Genomic DNA, 12,571 nt, shown 5'->3' with positions numbered 1-12,571 from the left:
CGCTAGAACCTGACGTTGACGTCAGAGGCAAGTGCTGGCCGTCAGGACCGGGGCGAGGGGAATCACCATGACCGTCACGGAGCCCGCGGCCGAGCGACTGGTCCGCATCGGCGAGGTGGCACGGGGCGCCGGCGTCTCCGTACGCGCCGTGCGCTACTACGAGCAGCAGGGACTGCTCGTCGCGGAGCGCAGCCCGTCCGGCCAGCGCCTCTACCGGCAGGACGCCGTCACCCTGGTGCGCTTCTTCCAGCAGATGTTCGCCGCCGGCCTGACCAGCCGAAGGATCACCGAACTCCTCCCATGCTGGGAGTCCGGGCACACCGACGCCGAGCAACGCGCCATGCTGCGCGCCGAGCGCGACCGTATCCAGGCCAAGGTCGACGACCTTCAGGCCGCCCTGGACCGCCTCGACGAGGTCATCGCGATCACGGACACGCACCCGTAGGCGGCGCGGTCCGTTCGGACGGCACACCAGCGGTCTTGGGCCGGCGTTCGCGACCCCGTGCGGATCGCGGGTGCCGAACCAGGCGACATCCCCGGCACTCAGGACCCGCCCTGCCCCTTCCGGACGGGCCGCTCCCCCCGTCCCGTCCTGCGAGTTTGCCGGAGTGGCAAGGCTGATCGCGTCGGCCGGTCGCCGCGCCGCATGATCGACGGGTACCCGCGTCCGCCCGCGACCCGAGGAGAAGACCCATGCAGCCCGAGCTGTCCGCCGCACTCCGCCACCGCACCGTCGAGGCCCCCGCCGGGCGCCTGCACATGGTCGAGCAGGGCACCGGTCCGCTGGTCCTGCTCGTGCACGGCTTCCCCGAGTCCTGGTACTCCTGGCGACACCAGCTCCCGGCCCTCGCCGCGGCCGGCTACCGGGCGGTGGCGCTCGACGTGCGCGGCTACGGCCGCTCGTCCAGGCCCGCGGCGACCGACGCCTACCGGATGCTCGACCTGGTGGCGGACAACGTCGCCCTCGTGCACGCCCTCGGCGAGGAGACCGCGGTGGTCGTCGGCCATGACTGGGGCTCCGGCATCGCCGCCACCTCCGCCCTGCTCCACCCCGAGGTCTTCCGGGCCGTCGCCCTGCTGAGCGTCCCGTACGCGCCGCCCGGCGGTCCCCGCCCCACCGAGATCTTCGGCCGGATCGGCGGCCCCGAGCAGGAGTTCTACGTCTCGTACTTCCAGGAGCCCGGCCGCGCCGAGACGGAGATCGAGCCCGACGTCCGGGGCTGGCTCGCGGGCTTCTACGCGGCCCTGTCCGCCGACACCATGCCCGCCCAGGACAAGCCCGACCCCCACTTCGTCGCTCACGGCGGCCAGTTGCGTGACCGTTTTCCCGTCGGCGTCCTCCCCGCCTGGCTGACCGAGGACGATCTCGACGTCTACGCCGGAGAGTTCGAGCGCACGGGTCTGACCGGCGCCCTCAACCGCTACCGCACCATGGACCGCGACTGGGAAGACCTCGCCGCCCACCGCGGAGCCCCGATCGAACAGCCGTCCCTGTTCATCGGCGGCACCCTGGACGCCTCCACCACCTGGATGTCCGACGCTGTCGACGCCTTCCCCACCACCCTCCCCGGCCTGACCGCCTCCCACCTTCTGGAGGGCTGCGGCCACTGGATCCAGCAGGAACGCCCCGAGGAGATCAACCGTCTGCTGACCGGCTGGCTGAACACCCTCGCGGGCTGAACCGCCGGGCGCCCTCACGCGGGGAGAACGTCCTGCGCGGCGGCCGGGAGCACCTGGTCCCCGACCGGTCCCCAAGAACGGTCAAGGGCCGGTTTCGGATGTCTCCGAAACCGGCCCTGAACTGCGACTGTCTCCAGTCGGGACGACAGGATTTGAACCTGCGACCCCTTGACCCCCAGTCAAGTGCGCTACCAAGCTGCGCCACGTCCCGTTGCCCGTCTGACCTGGGGTTTCCCCTGGTTGAACGCGCACGGAAACAATACCGCACTCGGGCCGGTGGTCGCGCACTCGTTTATGTGGGAGGAGAGGGCGCGAGGGCCGTCGCTTGACCTGAAGCTCGGTTGAGGTTGCAGGCTCGTGCGTATGACGACGACAGCGGAGCGTATGTACCGGTTCCCGGATCTGCCCGGGCTGATGGGGCTGATGACGGGGGCCGAGAAGCACGGACCGGCGGCCACGTCCACGCTGGATGTGCTGTGGGTGCTCTACGACCGGGTGCTGCGGGTGGCGCCGGGGCGGCTGGACGACCCGGAACGGGATCGGTTCCTGCTGTCGAAGGGGCACGGGCCGATGGCGTACTACGCGGTCCTCGCGGCGAAGGGGTTCCTGCCCGTCGACTGGCTGCCCGAGTTCGGGTCGTACGACTCGCCGCTCGGCCACCACCCGGACCGGGTGCTGGTGCCGGGCGCGGAGATCGGCAGCGGATCGCTCGGGCACGGGCTGCCGATCGCGGTCGGGACCGCGCTCGGGCTGCGCGCCCAGGGGCGGGTCGACCCGGCGGTGTGGGTGCTGGTCGGGGACGCGGAGCTGGACGAGGGCAGCAATCACGAGGCGATCGCGTACGCCGGTCCCGCCGGGCTCGACCGGCTGCACACCGTCGTGATCGACAACTCCTCGGCCAGCCATGCCCGGCCGGGCGGGATCGCCGCGCGGTTCGAGGTGGCGGGCTGGTCCGCCACGACCGTGGACGGCCGCGACCACGAGGCGCTGTACGCCGCCTTCACCGCCCCGCACCCGGGCCGGCCGCGGGTGGTGGTGGCCCAGGTGGAGCCGAAGAACGCCTGAGACCGGGGCGCGGCCGTTCCGGCACTCTCCCGGCCCCGCCGACCGGGGCCCCAACTCCCTTGAAAGGAAAGAGACTTCATGGACACCATGCGGGACCGTCTCGCCCCCGTCGTCTCCCGGCTGCTCGACGAGGATCCCCGGGTCGCGGTGGTCCTCGCCGAGATCGGCAGGGACGGCTTCACGGAGGCGTCGCGCCGGCATCCGGACCGGGTGCTCAATGTCGGCATCCGGGAACAGCTGCTGATCGGCGCGGGCGCGGGCCTGGCGCTGACCGGGATGCGGCCCGTACTGCACACCTTCGCGAGCTTCCTGGTGGAACGCCCCTTCGAGCAGGTGAAGCTGGATCTCGGGCACCAGGACGTGGGCGCGGTACTGGTCAGCGCCGCCGCCTCCTACGACTGGCCCGCCGGCGGCTTCACCCACATGGCACCCGGAGACGTGGCCCTGCTCGACACGCTCGACGGCTGGACCGTGCAGGTGCCGGGCCACCCCGACGAGGCCGAGACCCTGCTGCGGCACGCGGTCGGCGCGGGCGAGGCCAAGGACGACAAGGTGTACGTACGGCTGTCCGCGCAGTCCAACGAGCGGTCGCTCCCGGTGGACGGGCAGCGGTTCCTCACCGTGCGCGAGGGGCGGCGCGGGGTCGTCGTGGCCGTCGGGCCGATGCTCGACCCCGTCCTCGCGGCCACGGAGGGGCTCGATGTGACCGTGCTGTACGCGACCACCGTCCGCCCCTTCGACTCGGCCGCGCTGCGCCGGGCGACCGAGGCGGCGGGCCCGGACGTCGTCCTGGTCGAGCCGTATCTGGCGGGCACCTCGACGGCCGCCGCGAACGACGCGCTCGCCGATGTGCCCCACCGGGTGCTCGGACTGGGTGTGGGGCGGCGGGAGCTGCGGCGCTACGGGCAGCTGGAGGAACACGTGGCCGCGCACGGGCTGGACGCGGCCACCTTGCGGAAGCGGATCACGGGTTTCCTGCGCTAGCCGACCGGGAGGCCCGGGGGCGGACCGCCCGGCGGTCGGGTCAGTCGGCGTCCGGGAGCCCCAACTCCGGGTAACTGTCGAGGAGTTTGGTCGGGGCCGCCTGGCGCCAGGAGTCGGCGAGGATGTCGCGCAGCTCCGGCTCGTCCTCCAGGGCGGAGAGCCGCACCCGCACCCAGGCGAACCCCGCCTCGTGCTCGGCGATCCAGAACTTGTCGGGCTCGGCGAGGACCAGCTCGTCCCGCTCCACCTTGGGGCAGCGCACGGCCATGGACGTCTCGTCCTCGGGGAGGGTCACGAACATCTTCCCCGCCACCCGGAAGGTGGGCATGCTCCAGGCCTCCTTCTCCGTGGTGTCGGGGAGGGAGAGGGCGACACGTCGTACGTCTTCTGCATCGGGCATGGGACGCACGGTAGCGGTGACCACTGACAATCACGGAGCGGGTTCGGCCGCCCCCGCCCCCGCCCCCGCCTCCGGCCCCGTCCCCGGCCTCTTGTAGTAGATCGACGTGGGCCGCAGCGTCCCAGGGGGTCCGCCGCGAAGTCGGGGATGGTCCCGATCCGGGTCCAGCCGGTCCCGGCGTAGGGCCGGCAGAGGCGGTTGAGGAGGGCGGCCGTGGGGCTGGTCTCCGCGCGCTCGGCCCGGGAGAGGGTGGAGCGGCTCACTCCGCCGCCTCCCCCAGCGCCTCCAGTACCGGCCGGATCAGCGGATGCCCCTCCGCGCCCCGGCGTACGGCGGCGAAGACACGGCGCGTGGGGGCCACTCCGTCCACGGGGCGTACGACCACGCCCGTGAGGTCCGTGCCGCGCAGCGCCGAGCGGGGGACGAGGGCGACGCCGGCGTCGGCGGAGGCGAGGGCGACGACGGCCCGGAAGTCGTCGGAGGAGTGTTCGAGGCGAGGTTGGAATCCGGCGCTCTCGCAGGCCAGGACGACCACGTCATGGCAGGGGTTGCCGGGATAGGGACCGATCCAGGGGTCCTTGGCGAGTTCGGCGAGCGGCACCTCGGCCGCGTCGGCGAGGCGGTGGCTGACGGGCACGACCGCGTCGAAGGGCTCGGCGTACAGCGGGACATGGGTGAGGCGCGGGTCGTCGGCGGCCGGGGCGCCCCGGTACTCGACGGCCACGGCGATGTCGACCTGCCGGTCCAGGACCATCGGGAGGCTCGCGTCGCCCTCGGCGTCCTGGACGCGGAGGCGGATGCCGGGCGCGGAGTCGGCGAGGCGGGCCAGCGCGGGCGCCACGACCTGGGCGATCCCGGTGGCGAAGGAGGCGACCGTGACCGTGCCGGCCTCGCCCGAGCCGTACGCGGCCAGTTCCGCCGCCGCCTGCTCCAGCTGGGCGAGGACCGCGTTGGTGTGGCCGAGCAGGATCTCACCGGCCGGGGTGAGCCGTACGCCCCTGGCGCCGCGCTCGACCAGGCGGTGGCCGGTCTCCTGTTCCAGGGCGGTCAGCTGCTGGGAGACGGCGGACGGGGTGAGATAGAGCGCGGCGGCCGCCGCCGTGACCGTGCGGTGGTCGGCCACCGCACGGAGGATGTGGAGCCGCCGTGCCTCGATCATGGATCGATTCTCTCAAATGCCGCGTACCCCCTGAGCCGGCCGCCCGGGGCCCGGCGCTCAGGCCGGCAGTTCGGCCCGTGCCGCCACGAACGCGTCCACCGCGCGGTTCACGTCCGCCGTCGAGTGGGCGGCGGAGAGCTGGACCCGGATGCGGGCCTGCCCCTGGGGGACGACCGGGTAGGAGAAGCCGATCACGTACACGCCCCGCTCCAGGAGCAGTTCGGCCAGGCGGCCCGCCCGCGCCGCGTCGCCGATCATGACGGGGGCGATGGGATGGTCGCCGGGGAGGAGGTCGAAGCCCTCCTCGGTCATCCGGCGGCGGAACAGCGCGGTGTTCTCCGCGAGGCGGACCCGCAGGTCGTCGGCCGACTCCAGGAGGTCGAGCACCTTCAGGGAGGCCGCCGCGATCACCGGGGCGAGTGTGTTCGAGAAGAGGTACGGACGGGAGCGCTGGCGCAGCAGGGCGACGATCTCGGCGCGGGCGGCGACGTAACCGCCGGAGGCGCCGCCGAGGGCCTTGCCGAGGGTGCCCGTGATGATGTCGACGCGGTCCATGACGCCGTGCAGTTCGGGGGTGCCCCGGCCGCCGGGGCCGGTGAAGCCGACGGCGTGGGAGTCGTCGACCATGACCATGGCGTCGTGGCGGTCGGCGAGGTCGCAGATCTCACGGAGCGGCGCCACATAGCCGTCCATGGAGAAGACGCCGTCGGTGACGATCAGCTTCCGGCGGGCGCCGCCCTCGGCGGCCTCCTTCAACTGCCGTTCCAGGTCGGCCATGTCGCGGTTGGCGTAGCGGAAGCGGCGGGCCTTGGAGAGCCGGATGCCGTCGATGATCGAGGCGTGGTTGAGGGCGTCGGAGATCACCGCGTCCTCGGGGCCGAGCAAGGTCTCGAAGACACCGCCGTTGGCGTCGAAGCAGGAGGAGTAGAGGATCGTGTCCTCCTGGCCGAGGAACGCCGAAAGCCGCGCCTCCAGCTCCTTGTGCACCTCCTGCGTACCGCAGATGAAGCGGACGGAGGCCATGCCGTAACCCCAGCGGTCCAGGGCCTCGTGGGCCGCGGCGATCACCTCGGGGTGGTCGGCGAGGCCCAGGTAGTTGTTGGCGCAGAAGTTGAGGACCTCACCGGGACGCCCACCGGCGGTCACGGCGACAGTCGCGGACTGCGGACTGCCGATGACCCGCTCGGGCTTGTGCAGCCCGGCGGCGCGGATCTCGTCGAGGGTGGTGCGCAGGTCGTCGCGGACCGAGTCGAACATCAGGGGGCTCCTAGGGTGCGATGAAGAGCGAGTGAGCCGAAGGGGCGCGCCTGTGTCGAGAGGGCATGGGGGCCCCTCCCGCTCGAGCGCAGCCGAGAGTGGGGGAGCGCGCAGGCCCGACGAAGGAGGGTCGAGCACGATCGGCCTCTCGACACAGGCTTGGGCGCCCCGGAGGCGAACCGAGCCAAAATTCAGACTGCCCAGTCGAGGATGACCTTGCCGCCGCTGCCGCTCGCCGCGTCCGCGAACGCCGCCTCGTGGTCGCGGTAGCCGTAGCGGCCGGTGATGACGGGGGCGAGGTCGAGGCCGCCCTCCAGGAGCACCGTCATCGCGTACCAGGTCTCGAACATCTCGCGGCCGTAGATGCCCTTGACGGTGATCATGGAGGTGACGATCCGGGACCAGTCGACGGCGAACTCCTCGGACGGCAGCCCGAGCATGGCGATCCGGCCGCCGTGTGTCATGTTGGCGATCATGTCGCGCATCGCGGCGGGGTTGCCGGACATCTCCAGGCCGATGTCGAAGCCCTCCCGCAGGCCCAGTTCCCGCTGCCCGTCGGCGATCCGGGACTCCGCCACGTTCAGCGCGAGACTGACACCGATCTTGCGGGCCAGGGCCAGCCGCTCCTCGCTCACATCGGTGATCACGACATTGCGGGCCCCCGCGTGCCGGGCCACCGCCGCCGCCATCAGACCGATGGGCCCCGCGCCGGTGATCAGTACGTCCTCACCGACCAGCGGGAAGGACAGCGCGGTGTGCACGGCGTTGCCGAACGGGTCGAAGATCGCGGCCACGTCGAGGTCGACGGGGACCCGGTGCACCCAGACATTGGTCGCGGGCAGGGCGACGTACTCCGCGAAGGCGCCGTCGCGTCCGACGCCGAGGCCGATGGTGGCGCGGCACAGATGACGGCGGCCGGCGAGGCAGTTGCGGCACTTCCCGCACACCAGATGGCCCTCGCCGCTGACCAGGTCCCCGGCCCGGATGTCGGCGACGGCACGGCCGGTCTCCACGACCTCGCCGACGAACTCGTGACCGGCCACGAGCGGGGTCCGGATGCTCTGCCGGGCCCAGCCGTCCCACGACCGTATGTGCAGGTCGGTGCCGCAGATCCCGGTCCGCAGGACCTTGATCAGTACGTCGCCGGGGCCGATCTCGGGCTCCGGGACGTCGACGAGCCACAGCCCGGGCTCCGCCTTCTCCTTGACCAGCGCCTTCAACGCTACGGCTCCTGTGGGGTGCGCCCCCGGCGCCGGGCATGACGAACGGGCCCGTACCGGGGAGAGGGGTGGGATCGCCGATCAATCTGCCGTACGGCGGCGCCCCGGGTCCATCGAGGTTTTCTTAAGCTCCGCCGCAGCTTTCCTTCACACCCCGCCGGGCGCCCCCTGCGGAACGGCCCCACCGCCGGCCGTCGATCCGCCATGAAGTGCCGGGCGCCCCGGTGTCACGGGAACGCCTCCCGCCCCTCGATCCGGGCGGCGAGTTCCGCGGCCATGGACTTGATGGTCTCCAGACCGGCCCGGCGCCAGGGGCGTGGCTGGACGTCCATGACACAGACGGTGCCGAGGGCGATGCCGGTACGGTCGAGGAGCGGGGCGCCGAGGTAGGAGCGGATGCCGTGGTCGTCGACCACGGGGTTCCCGGCGAACTTCGGGTATTCGCGCACGTCTTCGAGTACGAGCCCCTTGCGGCGGACCACCACATAGGGACAGAAGCCGTGGTCACGGGCGAGGTGCCGGTCCACCCCGAGCACGGTGGTGGTCGCGGTGGGCTCCGCCGACACATGCAGCCCGACGAAGAACTGCCGGCTCTCGTCGATGAAGTTGACCATCGCGTACGGCACCGCGGCGACCTCGGCGAGGCGGTCCGCGAAGGCGTCGAAGGACGGTTCCGCGAACTCACCGAGCCCCAGCAGCCGCAGCCGCGCCACGCGTTCGGGGGCGCCCGGGTCCTCGGGGGTGAGCAGCAGCCGGCCGACCGGACGCGGCGGGTCGTACGTCACGTGTGGGCTCCGTGGCTGGGCAGCTGGGCCGGGGTGTGGGCGAGGAGGTGCCGTACGAGGGTGAGCAGGGTCTGCACGCCCGAGCTGGAGATACGGGCGTCGCAGCAGACGACGGGGACCTCGGGGTCGAGGTCGAGGGCCGCGCGGACCTCGTCGGCGTCGTAGCGGTAGGAGCCGTCGAACTCGTTGATGGCGACGATGAAACCGAGGCCGCGCTGCTCGAAGAAGTCGACCGCGGCGAAACAGTCCTCCAGGCGCCGGGTGTCGGCGAGGATGACCGCGCCGAGGGCGCCCTCGGAGAGTTCGTCCCACATGAACCAGAACCGCTGCTGTCCGGGGGTTCCGAACAGATAGAGCACATGGCGCGGGTCGAGGGTGATGCGGCCGAAGTCCATCGCGACGGTCGTCTCGACCTTGTTCTCGATGCCTTCGAGATTGTCGGTGGCCTCGCTCACTGTGGTGAGCAGTTCCTCCGTGCTCAGCGGCGCGATCTCGCTCACCGCGCCGACGAAGGTCGTCTTGCCGACCCCGAACCCGCCCGCCACCAGGATTTTGAGTGCGGTGGGAAAGGGGTCAGAGCTGTCGTCGTAGTCCATCGAGCACTGCCTCCAGAAGAGACCGGTCTGTCGGGTTGTGGTGGAAAACCGGGGGCTTGGTGGTGAGGGCCCCGCAGTCGACGAGGTCGGACAGCAGCACCTTCGTGACCGCCGCCGGCAGCTTCAGGTGAGCGGCGACCTCGGCGACCGAGACGGGTGCCCGGCACAGGTCGAGTGCGGTTGCGTGCTCGGGGCCCAGATAGCCGAGGGGGGTCGCCCCGGTGGCCATCACCTGTGAGAGGAGATCCAGCGCGGTGGTCGGCCGGGTCCGGCCGTTGATGACGGTGTAGGGGCGCACCAGACGCCCGGCGGCGTCGTCGTACAGAGGTCCGTCGCCGGCCGCGGGCACGTTCAAGGCCTCATCGCGGAGGGTTCGGCGGCTTGCCGGGGCTGGGTGACCAGGTAGGGGCGGACGCTCTTGACCAGCATGGCCATCTCGTAGCCGAGGACGGCGGCGTCCGCCTCGCGGCCGGCGAGCACGGCGAGGCAGGTGCCGGAGCCCGCGGTGGAGACGAACAGCAGGGTCGAGGCGAGTTCGACGACGACCTGGCGGACGTCTCCGCCGTCGCCGAACCGGACGCCCGCGCTGCGTCCGAGGGAGTACAGCCCGGAGGCCAGGGCCGCCATGTGGTCGGCGCTGTCCGGATCGAGGCCGTGGACCGACTTCACCAGCCCGTCGCAGGAGAGCAGCACCGCGCTCGTGGTGTGCGGTACGCGCTGGACGAGGCCGCTCATCAGCCAGTCGAGATCGGATACCTGGCTGGTCGGCGCATCGCTCGCCATGGTGGATCGACTCCTTGGGGTGCGTTGGTCTGCGGGAGCGGAGGGGGTGGGGACCGTGGTGGGGGTGGGGCGGGGGGTGGTCCATGGGGTGGTCGTGCCGTGGGGAGTGGTCATCCGGCCGGTGTGCTCCCGTCCTGCCGGGGCGTGAGGTCCTGTACCGCGTCGAGGGCCGACGGCGGTACGGCTATGGGGGCGATGCCCCTGGGGTGTCCGGCCCGGGGCTGGGCGGCGTCCTTGTGGGGGGCGTCCATGTGGGCCAGCTCCATGCGGAGGGCGTCGGCGCGTCCCGCGCTCGGCCGGTCCGCGTTCGGTGATCCCGTGTTCGACGGTCCCGTGTGCGGCGGTCCGGTGTTCAGCGGTGCTGCGTTCAGCGGTCCTGTGTTCAGCGGTCCTGTGTTCAGCTGTCCCGTGTCGATGCGGGACGCGGCGTCGGGTGCCGGGGGTGTCAGGTCCGCGGACGCCGTGCCGGCCGTGTCGATCGACGTGATGCCGGGCGGGGTCGGGTCGAGCGGGGCGGGGTCGAGCGAGGCCGTGTCGAGCGACGAGGTGTCCCAGTCGGAGCCCTCCAGCTGACGGGCCTCGGCGAGCCCGATACCGCGCTGGAAGGCGGCCATGAGCCCGGGATCGTGGCCGACGTAGTGGTCGGGGTCCTGGCGGGGCGTGGGCACGGGGCCGCCGCGGAGCTGGGGCACGATGTGCTGCTGGGCGCGGCGTCGGGGCAGCTGGGGCTTGCCCATGGTGCCGCGGACGGCGCCGCCGACGCGGGGCGTCGGGGGCGTCCCGGCGTGGTCGGCGACGGTCCGCCGGTCGTCGGGGCGGATGCCGGGCACGGCCTCGGCCGGGTTGGGCCGCTCGTCCCGGGCGCCGCGCACCGGCAGCGGGGTCGGCCCGGAGCCGCCTCTGCCCGGGCTCTGCCGGTCGTCACTCCGGCCGGGGCCCTGCTGCCGGGGCACGGAGGCGCGGGTCGGGTTCGGGGTGGAGCGGTGGCCGGACTCGGGGCGCAGGGGCCGCACGGGCGCCGGGCGGCCGGGCTGCGCGGGAGCGGATCGGCCCGCGGTGGTACGGCCGGACCGGTCGGTGGCCGCACGGTCGGCGGGGCCGGTGCCGGTGCCCGGGGCCCGCAGGGGTGTGACGGGCTGCGCGTGACGCGGCGCGTCCGGGTGGCGTACGCCGATGCTCTGCCCGGTGTGCGGCTGGTGCTGCGGCAGGTCGCCCGGCTCGGCCCCCAGCAGGCCCTGCGGGACGACGAACGCGGCCTGGACCCCGCCGTAGATGTTGGTCTGCAGCCGGACCTGGATGCCGTGGCGGCGGGCCAGCTGGGAGACCACGAAGAGGCCGATGCGGCCGTCCTGGAGGAGGCTGGCGACGTTGACCTGGTCGGGGTCGGCGAGCAGGGCGTTCATCTTGTTCTGCTCGGTGACGGGCATGCCGAGACCCCGGTCCTCCACCTCGACGGCCAGCCCGGAGGTGACGAGGTTGGCCCGGAGCAGGACCTGGGTGTGCGGGGCGGAGAACACCGTGGCGTTCTCGACGAGTTCGGCGAGGAGGTGGATGACGTCGGCGACGGCGTGCCCGCGCAGGGTGCCGTCGACCGGGGGCACCAGCTTGACCCGGGAGTACTGCTCGACCTCGGCGATCGCGGAGCGCAGCACCTCGGTCATGGAGACGGGGTTGCTCCACTGGCGGCGGGAGACGGCGCCGCCGAGGACGGCGAGGTTCTCGGCGTGGCGGCGGATGCGGGTCGCGAGGTGGTCGACGTGGAAGAGGCCCTTGAGGAGATCGGGGTCCTCGATCTCGTTCTCGAGGTCGTCCAGGATGGTGATCTCGCGCTGGACGAGGGACTGGAGCCGGCGCGCCAGATTCACGAAGACTTCGAGCTTCTGTTCGCTGCCGGCCTGGCTGGAGAGCTGGGAGGCCTGGACGACGGCGGTGACGGCGCTGTCGTGTGCCCGGGTCAGGTCGGCGGTGAGCAGTTCGAAGTCGTCGGCGCCCGCGGCGGGTTTGACGCGGGGGCCGCGCGCGGGCGGCTGGTCGCCGCGCCGGAGCGCGTCGACGAGGTCGCGCAGGTCGTCCGCGCTCCTGGTGCTGGCCTGCCGCAGGGCACCCAGGCGTTCCCGGACGGACCTGGCGGTGCGGGTGGCGGCCACGGCGGCGATCGCGATCCCGGCGAGGGCGACCGCGGTGGCTCCGGCGAGCACCGCCCACAGGGTGAGGCTGGGGCGGGCGCCGCCGGCGCGGAAGGTGAACAGGACGGCGGCGCAGGCGCTGAGGGCGACCGCGGTGGGGGGCAGGACCGCGAGACGCACCAGCTGTGGCCGTATGTGGATCTCGGGCAGTGACTCGGGCAGCGAGGGGACGGCGCGGGGGGCCGATCGCCCGTGCCGCCCGCCCTCACGGCGGTCTGCGCGGGCGGCCGGTGCGCGAAGGTGAGACATCAGCGTCCTCGAACTGGTCCGTCTGGGCGTGGGGGGTGCCGCGTCTGGGCGACTTGGGCATGCGCCATCGCGTGTCGGTCGCGAGAGTCGAAGAATTCGGCACAGCGTCGCCCGACGGCAACTCACAGTAGTCGCCAACGCGTCATGTGCGGTGCGCAGTTGACAAATACCTCCGCAATGCGTCCCGCTCTGGTATGAGGCTTCGTG

Annotated in this window: 13 protein-coding genes, 1 tRNA gene and 1 pseudogene; 4 read left to right on the top strand and 11 right to left on the bottom strand. The window is 72.5% G+C overall.

Features of this window, described 5'->3' with window-relative positions; genetic code table 11:
• Nucleotides 1-67: 67 nt before the first annotated feature.
• The gene (locus tag J8M51_RS26895) at nucleotides 68-445 is read left to right on the top strand and encodes a MerR family transcriptional regulator (protein WP_086758338.1); all 378 of its coding nucleotides are present in this window, start codon (nucleotides 68-70) and stop codon (nucleotides 443-445) included.
• 248 nt (nucleotides 446-693) lie between these two features.
• Complete coding sequence (locus tag J8M51_RS26890) at nucleotides 694-1,680, top strand: alpha/beta fold hydrolase (protein ID WP_216590656.1); 987 nt, start codon at nucleotides 694-696, stop codon at nucleotides 1,678-1,680.
• A gap of 137 nt (nucleotides 1,681-1,817) precedes the next feature.
• Here J8M51_RS26890 and J8M51_RS26885 read toward each other — a convergent pair.
• Nucleotides 1,818-1,891, bottom strand: a tRNA-Pro gene (locus J8M51_RS26885).
• 152 nt (nucleotides 1,892-2,043) lie between these two features.
• Between J8M51_RS26885 and J8M51_RS26880 the strand changes: the two genes are divergently transcribed.
• Both J8M51_RS26880 and J8M51_RS26875 read left to right on the top strand, forming a co-directional pair.
• A complete protein-coding gene (locus J8M51_RS26880; protein WP_086764321.1) occupies nucleotides 2,044-2,745 on the top strand; it encodes a thiamine pyrophosphate-dependent enzyme in 702 nt (233 codons plus the stop codon).
• A gap of 78 nt (nucleotides 2,746-2,823) precedes the next feature.
• On the top strand, nucleotides 2,824-3,729 hold the full coding sequence (locus J8M51_RS26875) for a transketolase family protein (RefSeq protein ID WP_086764319.1): 906 nt from the start codon (nucleotides 2,824-2,826) through the stop codon (nucleotides 3,727-3,729).
• A 40-nt stretch (nucleotides 3,730-3,769) separates the two neighbouring features.
• Here the strand turns inward: J8M51_RS26875 and J8M51_RS26870 are convergent, their stop codons facing one another.
• The 10 genes and pseudogenes from J8M51_RS26870 to J8M51_RS26825 all read right to left on the bottom strand — a co-directional run bounded on the left by J8M51_RS26870 (nucleotide 3,770) and on the right by J8M51_RS26825 (nucleotide 12,364).
• Nucleotides 3,770-4,129 (bottom strand): MmcQ/YjbR family DNA-binding protein, encoded by a 360-nt coding sequence (locus tag J8M51_RS26870; RefSeq protein ID WP_216590654.1) that lies wholly within the window; start codon nucleotides 4,127-4,129, stop codon nucleotides 3,770-3,772.
• 170 nt (nucleotides 4,130-4,299) lie between these two features.
• Nucleotides 4,300-4,395, bottom strand: a pseudogene (locus J8M51_RS26865) (helix-turn-helix domain-containing protein); the annotation flags it as partial.
• Nucleotides 4,389-5,288 (bottom strand): LysR family transcriptional regulator, encoded by a 900-nt coding sequence (locus J8M51_RS26860; protein ID WP_216590653.1) that lies wholly within the window; start codon nucleotides 5,286-5,288, stop codon nucleotides 4,389-4,391. The pseudogene J8M51_RS26865 and the gene J8M51_RS26860, both read right to left, overlap by 7 nt.
• A gap of 57 nt (nucleotides 5,289-5,345) precedes the next feature.
• Nucleotides 5,346-6,545: a glycine C-acetyltransferase gene (locus tag J8M51_RS26855; protein WP_086764487.1), complete on the bottom strand. Its 1,200-nt coding sequence runs from the start codon at nucleotides 6,543-6,545 to the stop codon at nucleotides 5,346-5,348.
• Between the two features lie 191 nt (nucleotides 6,546-6,736).
• The gene (gene tdh / locus J8M51_RS26850) at nucleotides 6,737-7,765 is read right to left on the bottom strand and encodes an L-threonine 3-dehydrogenase (protein ID WP_086764484.1); all 1,029 of its coding nucleotides are present in this window, start codon (nucleotides 7,763-7,765) and stop codon (nucleotides 6,737-6,739) included.
• A gap of 227 nt (nucleotides 7,766-7,992) precedes the next feature.
• Nucleotides 7,993-8,550 (bottom strand): GAF domain-containing protein, encoded by a 558-nt coding sequence (locus J8M51_RS26845; protein ID WP_086764481.1) that lies wholly within the window; start codon nucleotides 8,548-8,550, stop codon nucleotides 7,993-7,995.
• Complete coding sequence (locus J8M51_RS26840; protein WP_216590651.1) at nucleotides 8,547-9,146, bottom strand: GTP-binding protein; 600 nt, start codon at nucleotides 9,144-9,146, stop codon at nucleotides 8,547-8,549. Before J8M51_RS26840 ends, J8M51_RS26845 begins: the two co-directional genes overlap by 4 nt.
• Nucleotides 9,124-9,495 (bottom strand): DUF742 domain-containing protein, encoded by a 372-nt coding sequence (locus J8M51_RS26835; RefSeq protein WP_086748613.1) that lies wholly within the window; start codon nucleotides 9,493-9,495, stop codon nucleotides 9,124-9,126. Before J8M51_RS26835 ends, J8M51_RS26840 begins: the two co-directional genes overlap by 23 nt.
• Before the next feature lie 2 nt (nucleotides 9,496-9,497).
• Complete coding sequence (locus J8M51_RS26830) at nucleotides 9,498-9,929, bottom strand: roadblock/LC7 domain-containing protein (RefSeq protein ID WP_086764998.1); 432 nt, start codon at nucleotides 9,927-9,929, stop codon at nucleotides 9,498-9,500.
• Between the two features lie 110 nt (nucleotides 9,930-10,039).
• Nucleotides 10,040-12,364, bottom strand: a complete 2,325-nt coding sequence (locus tag J8M51_RS26825; RefSeq protein ID WP_267299533.1) for a sensor histidine kinase — start codon at nucleotides 12,362-12,364, stop codon at nucleotides 10,040-10,042.
• Between the last annotated feature and the right edge of the window lie 207 nt (nucleotides 12,365-12,571).

This window comes from Streptomyces griseiscabiei, from assembly GCF_020010925.1.
Lineage (GTDB): Bacteria > Actinomycetota > Actinomycetes > Streptomycetales > Streptomycetaceae > Streptomyces > Streptomyces griseiscabiei.
This window is presented reverse-complemented; position numbering and strand designations above follow the sequence as displayed.

Excerpts from the sequence above, each read along its gene's own strand:
- J8M51_RS26840 (WP_216590651.1), bottom strand. The coding sequence starts at position 9,146 with ATGGACTACGACGACAGCTCTGACCCCTTTCCCACCGCACTCAAAATC.
- J8M51_RS26830 (WP_086764998.1), bottom strand. The coding sequence starts at position 9,929 with ATGGCGAGCGATGCGCCGACCAGCCAGGTATCCGATCTCGACTGGCTG.
- J8M51_RS26875 (WP_086764319.1), top strand. The coding sequence starts at position 2,824 with ATGGACACCATGCGGGACCGTCTCGCCCCCGTCGTCTCCCGGCTGCTC.
- J8M51_RS26890 (WP_216590656.1), top strand. The coding sequence starts at position 694 with ATGCAGCCCGAGCTGTCCGCCGCACTCCGCCACCGCACCGTCGAGGCC.
- J8M51_RS26880 (WP_086764321.1), top strand. The coding sequence starts at position 2,044 with ATGACGACGACAGCGGAGCGTATGTACCGGTTCCCGGATCTGCCCGGG.
- J8M51_RS26825 (WP_267299533.1), bottom strand. The coding sequence starts at position 12,364 with ATGTCTCACCTTCGCGCACCGGCCGCCCGCGCAGACCGCCGTGAGGGC.
- J8M51_RS26895 (WP_086758338.1), top strand. The coding sequence starts at position 68 with ATGACCGTCACGGAGCCCGCGGCCGAGCGACTGGTCCGCATCGGCGAG.
- J8M51_RS26870 (WP_216590654.1), bottom strand. The coding sequence starts at position 4,129 with ATGCCCGATGCAGAAGACGTACGACGTGTCGCCCTCTCCCTCCCCGAC.
- J8M51_RS26860 (WP_216590653.1), bottom strand. The coding sequence starts at position 5,288 with ATGATCGAGGCACGGCGGCTCCACATCCTCCGTGCGGTGGCCGACCAC.
- J8M51_RS26855 (WP_086764487.1), bottom strand. The coding sequence starts at position 6,545 with ATGTTCGACTCGGTCCGCGACGACCTGCGCACCACCCTCGACGAGATC.